The organism is Chryseobacterium sp. 2VB (assembly GCF_005503635.1).
GTDB lineage: Bacteria > Bacteroidota > Bacteroidia > Flavobacteriales > Weeksellaceae > Chryseobacterium > Chryseobacterium cupriresistens.
In genome coordinates, this window is record NZ_SCNC01000005.1 from 108,255 (window position 1) to 120,967 (window position 12,713).

A 12,713-nucleotide genomic window follows, 5' to 3' on the forward strand; every position below is an offset into this window, starting at 1 on the left:
GAACAGGAATGAACACAATACAATACTTTATTACAGCTGCAGCTATAAGTTTTTTGGCTACCAGCTGTGCCAATGACCTCAATACGTTACCGGAAGGGGATATTTCCGGGGAGCAGCTCAATAACGATGCAAACAGTCCGGAAAAAATTCTGGGTGGAATCTATCTTGATCTTCGAAGCAATGGCGCAGGCGGTACCACCGTTCACTCAGATTTCGGAATCATGGGAATTAAAGCAGGTGCTGATCTGATGTCTAATGATGTGATCCAGTCTACCAACCAGCATTTAGGAATGTTTTATAATTATGAAGCCACCAATGCCAGTAATATTGCTTCTGAGATTGTATGGACAACTTTTTATGCAAGAATATTCGTAATCAACAAGCTGCTGGATGGTCTGGATAAAAATGCCAATGCAAAAAACAGAGCGATTGCAGGGCAGTTACTTGCTCTGAGAGCCTACTCCTACTTTTATCTGGTTCGTTTCTATGCCCATGATTATAACGGACATCAATCTGAACCGGGGCTTCCATTGGTTCTTACGGCAAGCAATCCGAATCAGGGACTTCCGAGATCAACGGTTGCTGAGGTTTATTCACAAATCAAAAAAGATATTGAAGAATCTATTACGCTTCTGGATACGTATGCCCGACCTTCCAGAGCCCAGATAGACCAAAGAACTGCTAAAGCTATTGCATCCGAAGTATTTCTTGAGACACAGGATTATATCAAGGCAGCCCAATATGCTCAGGAAAGTAAACAGGGAATTGCCCTTATGACCGAAGAAGATTATACCAACACCGGTTTTTCCAACATCAATAATCCTGAGGTAATATGGGGTTTTCATAATACCATTTCCACAATGAGCATCGGAAATTATTATGCTTCTTTCTTCTCCATGTTTGACAATACGAATGAAGGATATGCCGGAGCCGCACAGATCCGTAAGCTGATTGACAAGCGTCTTTATGATGCCATTCCGGCAACGGATTACCGTAAAAAAGTATTCAATGGAAACCAGAATGCTGCATATACATTCAACGGAAAAACGAAGAATTATCCGCCTTACGTAAGCTGGAAGTTTAAAGATCTCACGCTTTTTGAAGGAGATTATATTTACATAAGAGCATCTTCACTATATTATATACAAGCGGAAGCTCTTGCCAGACAAGGAAGAGAAGCCGAAGCAAGACAGGTATTATTTGACATTACCTCCAAAAGAGATCAGGCTTACACATTATCTACGAAATCAGGCAGCGAGCTGATTAATGAAATTGTCCTGCAAAAGAGAATAGAACTTTGGGGTGAAGGCTACGCCTGGTTTGATATGAAAAGATTAAACACCCCTTTAGAAAGGGTATACACAGGAACGAATCATACTTTTGGAAGATTCAACCTGACTCCTGATAAATTCAGATTCCAGATTCCTAATAAAGAGATTAATAATAACCCACAAATCAAGCAGAATGAGTAGATAAACCAAAAACAATTTTACATTCAAATATATTCAGTAACGAGGTGCCATTTACTTGTAAGTGGCGCCTTTTTTTATTGAATAAGGTAAGGTGCTGATATATTTTTGACTTTCACTTGCTAAAAATCTTTGATTTTTTCGCGCCTTAAAATTATGCATAGAATTAAAAAGCTTTGCGTCTTCGCGTTTTCAAAAAACACAAATAAGAAAGGTATAATTGAAAAACGCAAAGACGCAAAATTCTATTAAGAAGACTGCTATAAGGCGCAAGGATTTTATCTGTGATAAAATTGCATACTGTTTATTTCCAAGTCTCTTGCAGATTCTTTATTTTATAATAATATCAGACTTGTAATGATCTTTTACGAGTTCACCATTTTTATACAATCTCTGGTTAACCACTTTTCCCTTTTCATTAAAATAAAGCCACAACGCATTTTTTCTTCCTAAAGAATCCAGACGTCCCATTTCTTTCGGCATTTTGTTGTTATGAAGAATCTGAACGGGATATAACCCTTTCAGGGAATCCACTTCTTCAGGGATCAGTTCTGAGTCATTCCCGATTTTGAAAATATATTTTTTCCCTTTATCACTATTCAAAATCAGTTCATCACCTGATATCTTATATTTACCTTCTGAAAAAGGTGCTGTTACCATGTGATCATAGCTTACAAGTTCTGTTTTTAAAAACTCAAAATTTCCATCCTTTATAAAAAGTGAATAGCTTCCATTTCCCGATTCCAATTCAACATATTTAGGGTATTCTTTATCTTTTTTACAGGAAATAATAGTGAAAAAAATGATAGAAAGGCTAATAGTTTTAATTTTCATGGAAACTAAATTATTAAAATATTCTGAATAAAATAACAGTAGATCACCATTCTTGTTATTTTCTGTCTCCTCCTCTACCTTCTTCCCAACTCCTTAAGTTTTCTTTTCATCAGCTTGATTTCTTCGGATTCGGTTTTAAGAATATTTTTCTGCAGGGTAATCAGCTGCGGATCGGTAAGATGAGCCTTTTGAGACATTAAAATAGCTGCTGCATGATGAGGAATCATACTTTTGACAAACTGCCTGTCATCAACATTCATCTGTTCTCTGATTCCGAACCAGGAAAAAATACCTGATGTTACGGCAATGATTACTATAGTCCAATTTATTGTTTTGTTAGTATACATCTTTCGCATCACCCACAATTCAATGAGAAGCATCGCTGAAGTCATCAACAAAGCCATATATAGATTATTAATGTTCGAAATAAGATTCTTCAGGTTGTCTATCATAGCATACATAATGATATACATCGCGCAAAACATCACCACAGCCATCAACACAAATTGTCCGTACATTGCAGAGGAAGGACGTTTTGAATGCTTTTCAACTTCCATGGAAGAAGGTGCTCCATGCTTATGCTCTGTATTTTCCATAAAAAAGAAATTTAATTGATTATTGACATTTCTGAATAAGGTACCATCAGCATTTTTGAAGTATTACTCCTCATATAAATTCAAACCACCTTTAAAAATACAGACTTTTATCTTACTGATTTATGTTTTCACTCATATTAATTGACAAAAATATTTACTCGTACAATCCAAGGAAAAAGATATATTTGGAAGTTCAAATCTTCAAAAACAACCATTTACAAAAGATTCAATGAGAATTTTCTTATATCTCAGTTTTTAGCAAAAAAATAAGTAATGACCAAAACAAAATTATTTTTCACAGGTGTATTTTCTACGTTGTTATCTGTTGCCGCAACAGCTCAGAAACTAGACGCTTACACTCATAAAATCGACAGTATTATAACGTCTCCCAACCCGATAGCTTTCAATGGCGTCGTTTTGGTGGCTCAGAAAGGAAAAGTACACTATCTGAAATCCAATGGCTACAAAGATTTTGATAAGAAAATTCTTTTGAAAACAGGAGATCAGTTTGAAATCATGTCCAATTCTAAGCAGGTTACCGCAGTATTGGTTTTACAGGCCGCCGAACAGGGAAAGCTGAACCTTCATACTCCTATCAGAAAATACCTTCCTTCTCTTACTCAAACCTGGGCCGACACAGTTACCGCACATCATCTTCTGAACCATACCCACGGGATTAGCAATCTTGAAAAACCTGCTGCTTTCAAAGCGGGCACCCAGTTTAAATATGGTAATCTTTCCTATATAATGCTTGGTGAAATCCTTAAAAATACAACTGGAAAAAGTTTTGCTGAATTAGCCAATTCTCTTTTCAAAAAACTAAGAATGGATCAAACTTTTGTTTACAATACAAAGAATAATCAATCTCTGGTTGCAGGTTATATGAATGAAAATAATCAGTTTAAAAAAGTAAAAGAAACCTTACTGAATGATAAGATAGCACCTGCTGCAGGCATTATTTCTACGGCGCAGGATCTTGCAAAATGGGATCAGGCTTTATTTAAAGGAAAACTTCTCTCTCCTGAATTTCAAAAGCTGATGCTGACACCTTCTACCACTTCTCAGCATAATGTGTTCGGAAAAGAAAGCATGGGATTCGGGTATAATGTAAGATTTATCAGAGAGGCAGGACTGGATTATTTTGCAGTCACGGGCCTTGGTGATGGTTTCACTTGCCTTAACACTTATTTTCCTTCCACTGATACCACCCTGATTATTCTTGAGAATCAGATGCCTGAAAACAGCGAATACTGGAGTTTCAAAGAGGCTGCAATAAAGAATGTAATTCTTACAGCTATAGCTTCTCATTGATATTTTTTATTGATTAATTCACAAAACCTCATTTTTAACATTTATTTTTAATAAATTTTTAATTTAATTTTACATAAGGATTTTCAATCTGTTTTTCAACACATTACATTATATTCAGAATTATATACCTGATGTAACAAAAATAACAGCACTTTCACAAAAGAGAATAAAACTTCATGATTTACAATCGTTTATATAAACAATGAAGCCCATAGCATCAGCAGATGATCTCTTATAAATATTAAAAAAAAATGTTACTTTTGCTTTAACGAATTAAAATTGCTTTTTAGCTTTTTTATGAGTAAATTTATGTGCACCAAGTTATAAAACATTAAAATTCATTCCATGAGAAAAATAATTCTACTTATTACATGTATGTTCGGTATTTCAGTTTTCTCACAGATCAAAGTGTTGAAAAATGAAAGTTTGGTGGAAATTGGTAAAGATAATTCCGTTGGTCTCTATAAAAAGGAAGATAAATTTACAGTGAACTACCAGGATCTGAACACCAGCAACCTGAATACAATCCGGTCTTTTTCATTCCAGAACCTTAATGGAGATGTTGCCGGGCTCTATAAACTGATTATGGATGGTTTTATTTCCACTCCAGAAGAAAATATTATATTGGAACTGCCTAATGATATCATAGAGCTTCATTATGAAAAAAACTATGGGCAGCAGACCATGCAGTTTATTCAGGTGATCAACAAGAACCGGAAATACATTGGAAAATCACAGTTTTTAACCCAAAAACAGGTGGAGAAAATTTTTGGAAGAACGAATGGAAAGTATGCCATGTATGACAAACCTTCCGGTATAAACCCTTCAGCAGTAAAAGGAGCCACCAACACTGCTTCTACAGCAACTCCGGCATCTGGCGGAGCCAAGAAAAAATCAAGAAAATAATTATATTTTATAAATATTGCTAAACTCATTCTATCGGATGAGTTTTTTTATTTTATTTTTGCAGAAAGACATTACAATTTATGCCGCTTCAGATAATCAATTTAACCAAAAAATTTGGTGAACAGACTGCTCTTGACAACATCAACATTTCTATTGATAAAAATGAAATCATCGGTCTTCTTGGCCCAAACGGTGCCGGAAAATCTACGCTGATGAAGTCTATTGTCGGGGCTCTGAAAATTGATCAGGGAGAAATTATTTTTAATGGAATGAATATCTCAGATCATGAGATTGAAAGCAAAAAGAAAATAGGTTTTCTTCCGGAGAATAATCCGCTTTATCTGGAGATGTACGTGAAAGAATACCTTCAGTTTGTAGCCAATATCCACAAAATTTCAGAATCCAGAGTAGATGAAGTGATTGAACTCGTAGGAATTACTCCGGAAAAATCAAAAAAAATCGGACAGTTGTCTAAGGGGTACAAGCAACGTGTAGGATTGGCACAAGCGATCATTCATCAGCCGGATCTGCTGATTCTGGATGAACCTACCAATGGTCTGGATCCTAACCAAATCATTGAAATCCGTCATGTGGTGAAACAGATCGGACAGCAAAAGACTGTTTTACTATCTACTCACATCATGCAGGAAGTGGAAGCACTGTGTTCAAGAGTCATTCTGATCCATAAAGGAAATATTCTTCAGGACTGCCCTATTGATGAATTCAAAGGGAAATTTGAAAGCCTGGAAGATGCTTTTGCAAGTTATACACAGAATTTTGAGATTAAACCTGAATATTAAATTAGGAGGTCTATTTTGTAATTATGAATACAAAATTTACTTTTAAAGCTTTTTTACCAGCTTTATTGTTGATTGCCTGTTTATATATTATTATATCAATTATCCCCAGGATATTTATTACAAAAAATTATAATACTCCAGTATTTCCAAGAATATTTCTCCCAAGTATACTTATTTTTTCGTTTGTAGTACTCTTTGGAGAAGTAAGAACAAAATGTATCAAGATAACAATCGATAAAGATACTATTGTTGTGAGAAGATTTTTTGGACTTCTAACTAAAACTTATAAAACTCATGAAATTGAAGGTTGGAAGTTTAGCCATTTGGCAGGTAAAGGAGGAACTTACGAATATCTTTACTTGTATAAAGAAGGAAATAAAGTTGTAAAAATATCACAATTTTATCATAAAAATTATTTTCAGATAAAAAATTACATTCAAGGAAATTTTAAGCACTTAGGTTATGAAAAGTTATCTTACACAGATGAGTTCATAGAAATATTTAAATAATTATTTTTAATCTATTTTTAGCTCATACAAATTTATTATAATTAAAAAATCATTGTAATAAACTTTACGCACTTGTTCCTAAAAAGAACATTCAGCTGAAAAATGGCTCTATATTTGATAGAATCTGAAATGTTAACCAATAACCACTTAATATGATAAAGCATATTTTATTAGGGACTTTCTGTTTAGCCCAGTTTTCTTTTGTTCAGGCTAAAGAAGTTCCCGCTCCGAAAACAGACGGTTTTATAACTTCTTCTGCCCTTCAGCAGGTACCGAAGACTGTTATTATTAAAACCAAAAAGTTCAAGATCAGAATCGACAAACAACCGAATGGAAAATACCTTTACCAGTCCTGGAATGCCAATGCAAAGATCACCGCTAAGCCAAGCATGATCATCAGCGATGGTGAACTGATTCCTGACGGTACAGGAGGAAATTATTATATCGAATTCAGCAATGAAGGACACAGCTATCAGATCTGGAGAAATTACCTTACAGATTCTCCAAAAAAAGCACCTTACACGCTGGTTGTAAATGATGCGAATGATCGTGAAATTGTTCGCCAGGATGGCTATGTAGTGAAGAATTAAAGATGAAGATGGAGGTGAGAAGCTGGAAGTTGTTATCGTCTTTCTATAACTTCTCTTTAAGAACTCAAAACCGTTTTAAGCTTTTATAAAATAAAAATCCTGTATGATACAGGATTTTTTTATGTTCCGGATTGTCTTAATTCCGTAAAAAAACTACTTTCTTCATAGCTTTCTTTTGCTGCTTTGTAACCGATATTGAAAATCTCTTCCAACCTGTCTTTTCTCCGTTCGAAAGTTCCGTAGGAAGATAATTTTTGGGAAGAAATGAACCAGTCACAGTAATCAAATTTTATTTTTTCGATTCTGTAGGACAGAAGGTCGTAAGAGCGGGAAACAATAGCTTTAATAGAGTTTAGATCCTTAATCTTTGCTTCATTGGGTGGAGATACAAATACACCGATCAGCTTATCACAGTCTTCTCTGATGATATCTGCCGGAAAGTTATTCAGTACTCCTCCATCACAATACATTTCATCACCGATGATATAAGGAGTTGTGATTCCCGGAATGGAGCAAGAGGCAATAATGGCATCAACAATTTCAAAATCTTTATCAAAAATTTTCTGGGTACCTGCAACCAACTCTGTAGCTACGATTTTCACTTCAATATCAAGATCACCTAATTTCATTTCGTGGAAAATAGGTTTCAGGTAGTTTCTGAAGATCACTGAAGAAACCAGTCCCGGCTGATTGAACGTAAAGTGTTTCCAATTGAAAAAATAGACAGAATTGAAGAATTCCAGGATTTCTTCCGGAGTTTTTCCGACAGCATGGAGACATCCTACAATAGATCCTGCGCTGCAGCAGGAAAGAATATCTATCTCAATACCTTTTTCCTGTAAGAATTTTAATACTCCTGCATGAGCGATTCCTTTGGTACCGCCTCCTGATAAAACAAGTCCTACTCTCTCAAAATTCATTGAATAAATGTAAGAAAACAGTCTGAAATAATTAAGTTAATTTTTATAAATATGTTAATTTTAAAATTATTTTAAGAAAAACTACTGTAATCACATCAAAATTCAATCAAACAGCTTTAAATCCTTAAGCGGCCTGACGTTATAATCTGATATTAAAACCCATACTTTTCAAAATTAATGTAAAAATGATCATGCAGATATTAAAATATATCCTATAGTTTTTTACTTTTATCAAATTATTTTTTAAAAATGGTCCTTGTAAAATCCATCGTTTAAAGTGAACAATAATAATGACTTAAAAGACCTTGCCAAATTATTTCTGAAGCTCGGAATCATTGGATTTGGAGGCCCTGCTGCCCATATCGCAATGATGCAAAAAGAAGTAGTGGCTGAAAAAAAGTGGCTGACAGATCAGGAATTTCTGGATCTTGTTGGAGCTGCCAATCTTATTCCTGGTCCTAACAGTACTGAAATGGCAATCCATATAGGACGTGAAAGAGCAGGTTGGAAAGGACTGATAGTTGCCGGGCTTTGTTTTATATTTCCTGCGGTTATTATTACAGGTATCTTTGCATGGCTATACAAAGAATATGGCCGGCTTCCCGAAGTATCTCCCTTTATTTATGGAATAAAACCTGCCATTATAGCGATTATAATAGGTGCTGTATTCCCACTGGCAAAAAAATCAGTAAAAACTTTCCCATTAGCGGCTGTGGGAGGAATTGTTCTCCTATGCTCTTTGTTACAAATCAATGAAATAGTATTAATGTTCGGAGCGGGATTTTTAATATTGTTAATAGAGTATCAAAGAAATAAAAAACTGAACAATTTTATTTTTATCAGTCCACTTCAGTTTTTACTATCCAACACTTCTTCCCTGCTCAATTTAAAATTATTCTGGATCTTTCTGAAAGTCGGAGCCATATTATACGGCAGCGGATATGTTTTATTCGCCTTTCTGGATACAGAGCTAGTTTCCAGAGGGATTATTACCCGTCAGGAACTTATAGATGCTGTCGCCGTAGGCCAGTTTACTCCGGGGCCAGTGTTTTCTTCAGTGACATTTATCGGATATCAGATCAATGGACTTCCGGGGGCTTTGGTATCTACTTTAGCCATATTCCTTCCTTCTTTTATATTTGTTGCTTTGTCCGGTCCTTTCATAAATAAAATGAGAAATTCTGCAACATTTTCTTCTTTTCTTAACGGTGTAAATATGGCTTCTGTAGCTCTCATTCTGTCTGTATGCATCACTATGGGAATTGACAGCATTACCGACTGGAAAACAACTCTTATCGCCTGTATAAGTATAGCTGTTGTATTCGGATTTAAAAAAATAAACAGTGCTTTTGTTGTTATCGGAGGAGCACTACTAGGTTTTTTACTAAGCTTTTTATCCTGAAAAATACTAATGAGTATACTTTCACAGATAAAAATCTTTGGTTGTATGTGTGTTAAACTTAACCGGTTTTTGAAACCTGTCAGGTTATTTTTACCTTTTAAAGAATCAATTGCCAGCCTTACACGCTATTGAAGAATCTAAATAATAATAAATTCAATTTGGAACGATTGGTTTAAATTGTATATTTGCAGTATGCCAAGAAATAAAGAATTCGACTATACGGAAAAACTGGAACTAGCCCGTAATCTCTTTTGGGAAAAGGGATATCACGCTACCTCAATGCACGATATTGTAGATGCTATGAATCTGAACAGAAGCAGTATTTATGATACCTATGGTAATAAACATGATTTGTTCTTAAAATGCTTATCCAATTATTCTGATTTCAAAGAAAATCAATATTACCAGTCATTACAAGCAAAAAATGAAGGTATAACCGCGCTTGAAAACATTATCCGTGATGTTGTTGAACAAACTGTAACTGATAATAAAGCATGCCTTACGGTGAAAACCATTTTCGAAATTGTTCCGGAAGATCAGGAAGCCAGGCAGCTTATTTTAAAAAGTGGCAAATCTTTACTGGCTATTTTAGAAAAAGCAATATTACAGGCTCAGGAAGGTGGAAATATCAAAAGTACAACTTCAGCTCAGATTATTGCCCGCTATATATTATCTTCTTTCAGCAGTTTCTGGAGCCATTATAACCTGACCCAAAATAAAAAGGAAGTAATGGAAATGGTTGATTTTTTAATAGATCAAATTAAGAAATAATTTTTTTTATCAAATTCTGGAACGATCGGTTTAAATAAAAAAATGAAGAACAATATCATAATAACAGCTACTCTTCTGATATTCATATACATTACCAATATGAAAGCTCAGGACAGGCCAGCAATACAACAACAAAAAAATATGAACAATACAGATCTTGCGACACTTCGCAAAAACAAAGTGAAAACGTATTTCAAAAAAGTGGATGAAGGGCGATTTGACGAAGAATATTTTAATCTCTATACAGATGATGTAGAAATATATTATCCTAAATTCGGGTTTGAAAAGGGAAAAAATGGAATCACAAATTTTGGAAAAGTAATGGGTGCTCATCTTCAAAGCCTCAGCCATGATATTGATAATTTTAAATATGTAATTTCTGACCATAGTATTGTGGTAGAAGGGACAGAAAGGGGAATTACAAGATCCGGAAAGGAGTGGCCTGATCATAAGATTTCTTATGGTAAATTCTGCAATGTTTTTGAATTCGAAGATGAATTTATCAAACGTGTACATGTGTATGTGGATCCTGATTTTGCTTCAGAAGATGCAGATAGAGTAAATATCTTTAAAAATCCATCGTTGCCTATCAACAAAGAATCTCTAAAAACAACAAAAGAGGTGATAGATGAATTCTTCGCTTTACAATCCGGAAAAAAGGAAGGAAATATTTTAGATTTATTTTCTGATCATTTAGACTGGAACTTACCCGGAAATAAACAAAAATTTCCGTGGACAGGTAAAAGGCAAACCAAGAAGGAAATAGAAGAGTTTTTTAAAGAATTATACTCAAATGTCAAACCGGAAAAATTTGAAATTGACTTTATAGCTGTTAATGGTGAAAATGCCACTGCTACCGGACATCTGTCTTCAAAAATTTTAAAATTCAACAAGATATTTACTACTGAATTTGTTGTGATTTTTAAAGTAGTGAATGGTAAAATTGTGAAATATCATTTTCTGGAGGATAGCTATAAACTTAATGAAGAAATGCAGTCCGAAGCTATTAATGTGCAATAGAGATTTACAAAGTTATTATTACTTTCACTAAAAAAACCCGGAAAATCCGGGTTTTAATTATATATAAGATTCTGTATTTCAGATTAAATGTGAATCACTTCACCGTAAGCAGCAGCAGCGGCTTCCATAATAGCTTCAGAAACTGTTGGGTGCGGGTGAATAGACTTGATGATCTCATGACCTGTAGTTTCCAGCTTTCTGGCTACAACCGCTTCAGCAACCATATCAGTTACCCCTTCACCGATCATGTGGCATCCTAACCACTCACCATACTTAGCATCAAAAATTACTTTGATAAATCCGTCTGTGTTTCCGTTTGCAGTAGCTTTACCACTTGCAGAAAGAGGGAATTTACCAACTTTGATTTCGTATCCTTTTTCTTTAGCCTGCTTTTCAGTAAGACCTACAGAAGCTACTTCAGGGTGGCAGTAAGTACATCCAGGGATATTACCATAGTCGATTTTCTCAACATGCATTCCTTTGATTTTTTCCACACAAGTAATTCCTTCTGCAGAAGCTACGTGAGCCAATGCCTGAGTTGGGATAATATCTCCGATCGCATAGTAACCAGGTACTGAAGTTTCATACCACTCATTTACCAATACTCTTCCTTTATCTGTCTGGATTCCTACTTCTTCCAGCCCAATGTTCTCGATATTAGCAGCAATACCTACAGCAGATAATAAGATATCAGCTTCAAGGGTGATGTTTCCGTTAGCTGTTTTTACGGTAGCTTTTACACCTTCACCACTTGTATCAACACTTTCCACTGAAGCGTTTGTCATGATTTCGATTCCTGTCTTCTTCAGAGATTTCTCCAAGTGTTTAGAGATTTCTTCATCCTCTACCGGTACGATGTTTGGCATAAATTCAACAATGGTTACTTTAGTTCCCATTGTGTTATAGAAATCAGCAAATTCTACCCCGATAGCTCCGGAACCTACAACGATCATAGATTTCGGCTGCTCAGGAAGAGATAATGCCTGTCTGTATCCGATTACTTTTTTACCATCCTGTGGTAAGTTTGGTAATTCTCTTGAACGGGCTCCTGTAGCGATAATGATATGAGTTCCTGTATATTCAGTTACTTTTCCTTCTTTATCTGTAACAGAAACTTTTTTACCTTTCTGTACTTTTGCAGTACCAAGAATTACGTCAATCTTATTCTTTTTCATCAAGAATTCGATTCCTTTGCTCATTTTGCTGGCAACACCACGGCTTCTCTGAATTACATTCGGGAATTCAAAGCTTGCCTCCACTTTATTCAAACCATAATCTTCAGCATGGTTGATATAATGAAAAACCTGAGCAGATTTCAATAAAGCTTTAGTTGGAATACATCCCCAGTTAAGGCAGATTCCTCCTAAATTTTCTTTCTCGATAATTGCGGTTTTGAAACCTAATTGCGCTGCTCTGATCGCAGTAACATATCCACCAGGACCACTTCCAATGACAATAATATCGTAATTCATTACTTTAAAAATTTTTATGCGAATTTAAGGAAAAATATTGGATGTTTTATGTTTGTTCAAACTGATCTTAAAATGCACCAATAAAGCTGTTTTCATTGAATTTTCAACAAAGA

13 protein-coding genes are annotated in these 12,713 nt (G+C 35.0%); 9 read left to right on the top strand and 4 right to left on the bottom strand.

The features are described 5' to 3' along the window. Positions 1-8: 8 nt before the first annotated feature. Positions 9-1,472 (top strand): RagB/SusD family nutrient uptake outer membrane protein, encoded by a 1,464-nt coding sequence (locus tag FFS26_RS07130; RefSeq protein WP_137904673.1) that lies wholly within the window; start codon positions 9-11, stop codon positions 1,470-1,472. 327 nt (positions 1,473-1,799) lie between these two features. Here the strand turns inward: FFS26_RS07130 and FFS26_RS07135 are convergent, their stop codons facing one another. Together FFS26_RS07135 and FFS26_RS07140 are read right to left on the bottom strand one after the other, a co-directional pair. Then, a complete protein-coding gene (locus tag FFS26_RS07135) occupies positions 1,800-2,303 on the bottom strand; it encodes a hypothetical protein (protein ID WP_137904674.1) in 504 nt (167 codons plus the stop codon). A gap of 74 nt (positions 2,304-2,377) precedes the next feature. Then, positions 2,378-2,899, bottom strand: a complete 522-nt coding sequence (locus tag FFS26_RS07140) for a DUF305 domain-containing protein (protein ID WP_137904675.1) — start codon at positions 2,897-2,899, stop codon at positions 2,378-2,380. 273 nt (positions 2,900-3,172) lie between these two features. On the opposite strand from FFS26_RS07140, the gene FFS26_RS07145 reads away from it, so the two are divergent. The 5 genes from FFS26_RS07145 (at position 3,173) to FFS26_RS07165 (ending at position 7,015) form a co-directional block, all read left to right on the top strand. Beyond that, complete coding sequence (locus FFS26_RS07145) at positions 3,173-4,210, top strand: serine hydrolase domain-containing protein (RefSeq protein ID WP_137904676.1); 1,038 nt, start codon at positions 3,173-3,175, stop codon at positions 4,208-4,210. A gap of 345 nt (positions 4,211-4,555) precedes the next feature. After that, positions 4,556-5,116 (top strand): hypothetical protein, encoded by a 561-nt coding sequence (locus FFS26_RS07150; protein ID WP_110010465.1) that lies wholly within the window; start codon positions 4,556-4,558, stop codon positions 5,114-5,116. Between the two features lie 80 nt (positions 5,117-5,196). Next, complete coding sequence (locus tag FFS26_RS07155; RefSeq protein ID WP_137904677.1) at positions 5,197-5,916, top strand: ABC transporter ATP-binding protein; 720 nt, start codon at positions 5,197-5,199, stop codon at positions 5,914-5,916. Between the two features lie 23 nt (positions 5,917-5,939). Continuing rightward, a complete protein-coding gene (locus FFS26_RS07160) occupies positions 5,940-6,425 on the top strand; it encodes a hypothetical protein (RefSeq protein WP_137904678.1) in 486 nt (161 codons plus the stop codon). A gap of 152 nt (positions 6,426-6,577) precedes the next feature. Next, entirely contained in the window at positions 6,578-7,015 is a 438-nt protein-coding gene (locus FFS26_RS07165) for a hypothetical protein (protein WP_110010462.1), read from the top strand. A gap of 119 nt (positions 7,016-7,134) precedes the next feature. Here FFS26_RS07165 and FFS26_RS07170 read toward each other — a convergent pair whose 3' ends face one another. After that, positions 7,135-7,935: a patatin-like phospholipase family protein gene (locus FFS26_RS07170; RefSeq protein WP_137904679.1), complete on the bottom strand. Its 801-nt coding sequence runs from the start codon at positions 7,933-7,935 to the stop codon at positions 7,135-7,137. 277 nt (positions 7,936-8,212) lie between these two features. On the opposite strand from FFS26_RS07170, the gene chrA reads away from it, so the two are divergent. The 3 genes from chrA to FFS26_RS07185 all read left to right on the top strand — a co-directional run bounded on the left by chrA (position 8,213) and on the right by FFS26_RS07185 (position 11,128). Then, entirely contained in the window at positions 8,213-9,337 is a 1,125-nt protein-coding gene (gene chrA, locus FFS26_RS07175) for a chromate efflux transporter (protein ID WP_137904680.1), read from the top strand. A 192-nt stretch (positions 9,338-9,529) separates the two neighbouring features. Continuing rightward, a complete protein-coding gene (locus FFS26_RS07180) occupies positions 9,530-10,108 on the top strand; it encodes a TetR/AcrR family transcriptional regulator (protein WP_137904681.1) in 579 nt (192 codons plus the stop codon). A 42-nt stretch (positions 10,109-10,150) separates the two neighbouring features. After that, on the top strand, positions 10,151-11,128 hold the full coding sequence (locus FFS26_RS07185) for a nuclear transport factor 2 family protein (protein WP_137904682.1): 978 nt from the start codon (positions 10,151-10,153) through the stop codon (positions 11,126-11,128). A gap of 83 nt (positions 11,129-11,211) precedes the next feature. Here FFS26_RS07185 and lpdA read toward each other — a convergent pair whose 3' ends face one another. After that, positions 11,212-12,600, bottom strand: a complete 1,389-nt coding sequence (gene lpdA, locus FFS26_RS07190; protein ID WP_137904683.1) for a dihydrolipoyl dehydrogenase — start codon at positions 12,598-12,600, stop codon at positions 11,212-11,214. Positions 12,601-12,713: the final 113 nt, after the last annotated feature.

Coding starts and splice junctions, on each gene's coding strand:
- FFS26_RS07180 (WP_137904681.1), top strand. CDS start 9,530: ATGCCAAGAAATAAAGAATTCGACTATACGGAAAAACTGGAACTAGCC.
- FFS26_RS07145 (WP_137904676.1), top strand. CDS start 3,173: ATGACCAAAACAAAATTATTTTTCACAGGTGTATTTTCTACGTTGTTA.
- FFS26_RS07155 (WP_137904677.1), top strand. CDS start 5,197: ATGCCGCTTCAGATAATCAATTTAACCAAAAAATTTGGTGAACAGACT.
- FFS26_RS07170 (WP_137904679.1), bottom strand. CDS start 7,935: ATGAATTTTGAGAGAGTAGGACTTGTTTTATCAGGAGGCGGTACCAAA.
- lpdA (WP_137904683.1), bottom strand. CDS start 12,600: ATGAATTACGATATTATTGTCATTGGAAGTGGTCCTGGTGGATATGTT.
- FFS26_RS07135 (WP_137904674.1), bottom strand. CDS start 2,303: ATGAAAATTAAAACTATTAGCCTTTCTATCATTTTTTTCACTATTATT.
- FFS26_RS07140 (WP_137904675.1), bottom strand. CDS start 2,899: ATGGAAAATACAGAGCATAAGCATGGAGCACCTTCTTCCATGGAAGTT.
- FFS26_RS07185 (WP_137904682.1), top strand. CDS start 10,151: ATGAAGAACAATATCATAATAACAGCTACTCTTCTGATATTCATATAC.
- FFS26_RS07160 (WP_137904678.1), top strand. CDS start 5,940: ATGAATACAAAATTTACTTTTAAAGCTTTTTTACCAGCTTTATTGTTG.
- FFS26_RS07165 (WP_110010462.1), top strand. CDS start 6,578: ATGATAAAGCATATTTTATTAGGGACTTTCTGTTTAGCCCAGTTTTCT.
- FFS26_RS07130 (WP_137904673.1), top strand. CDS start 9: ATGAACACAATACAATACTTTATTACAGCTGCAGCTATAAGTTTTTTG.
- FFS26_RS07150 (WP_110010465.1), top strand. CDS start 4,556: ATGAGAAAAATAATTCTACTTATTACATGTATGTTCGGTATTTCAGTT.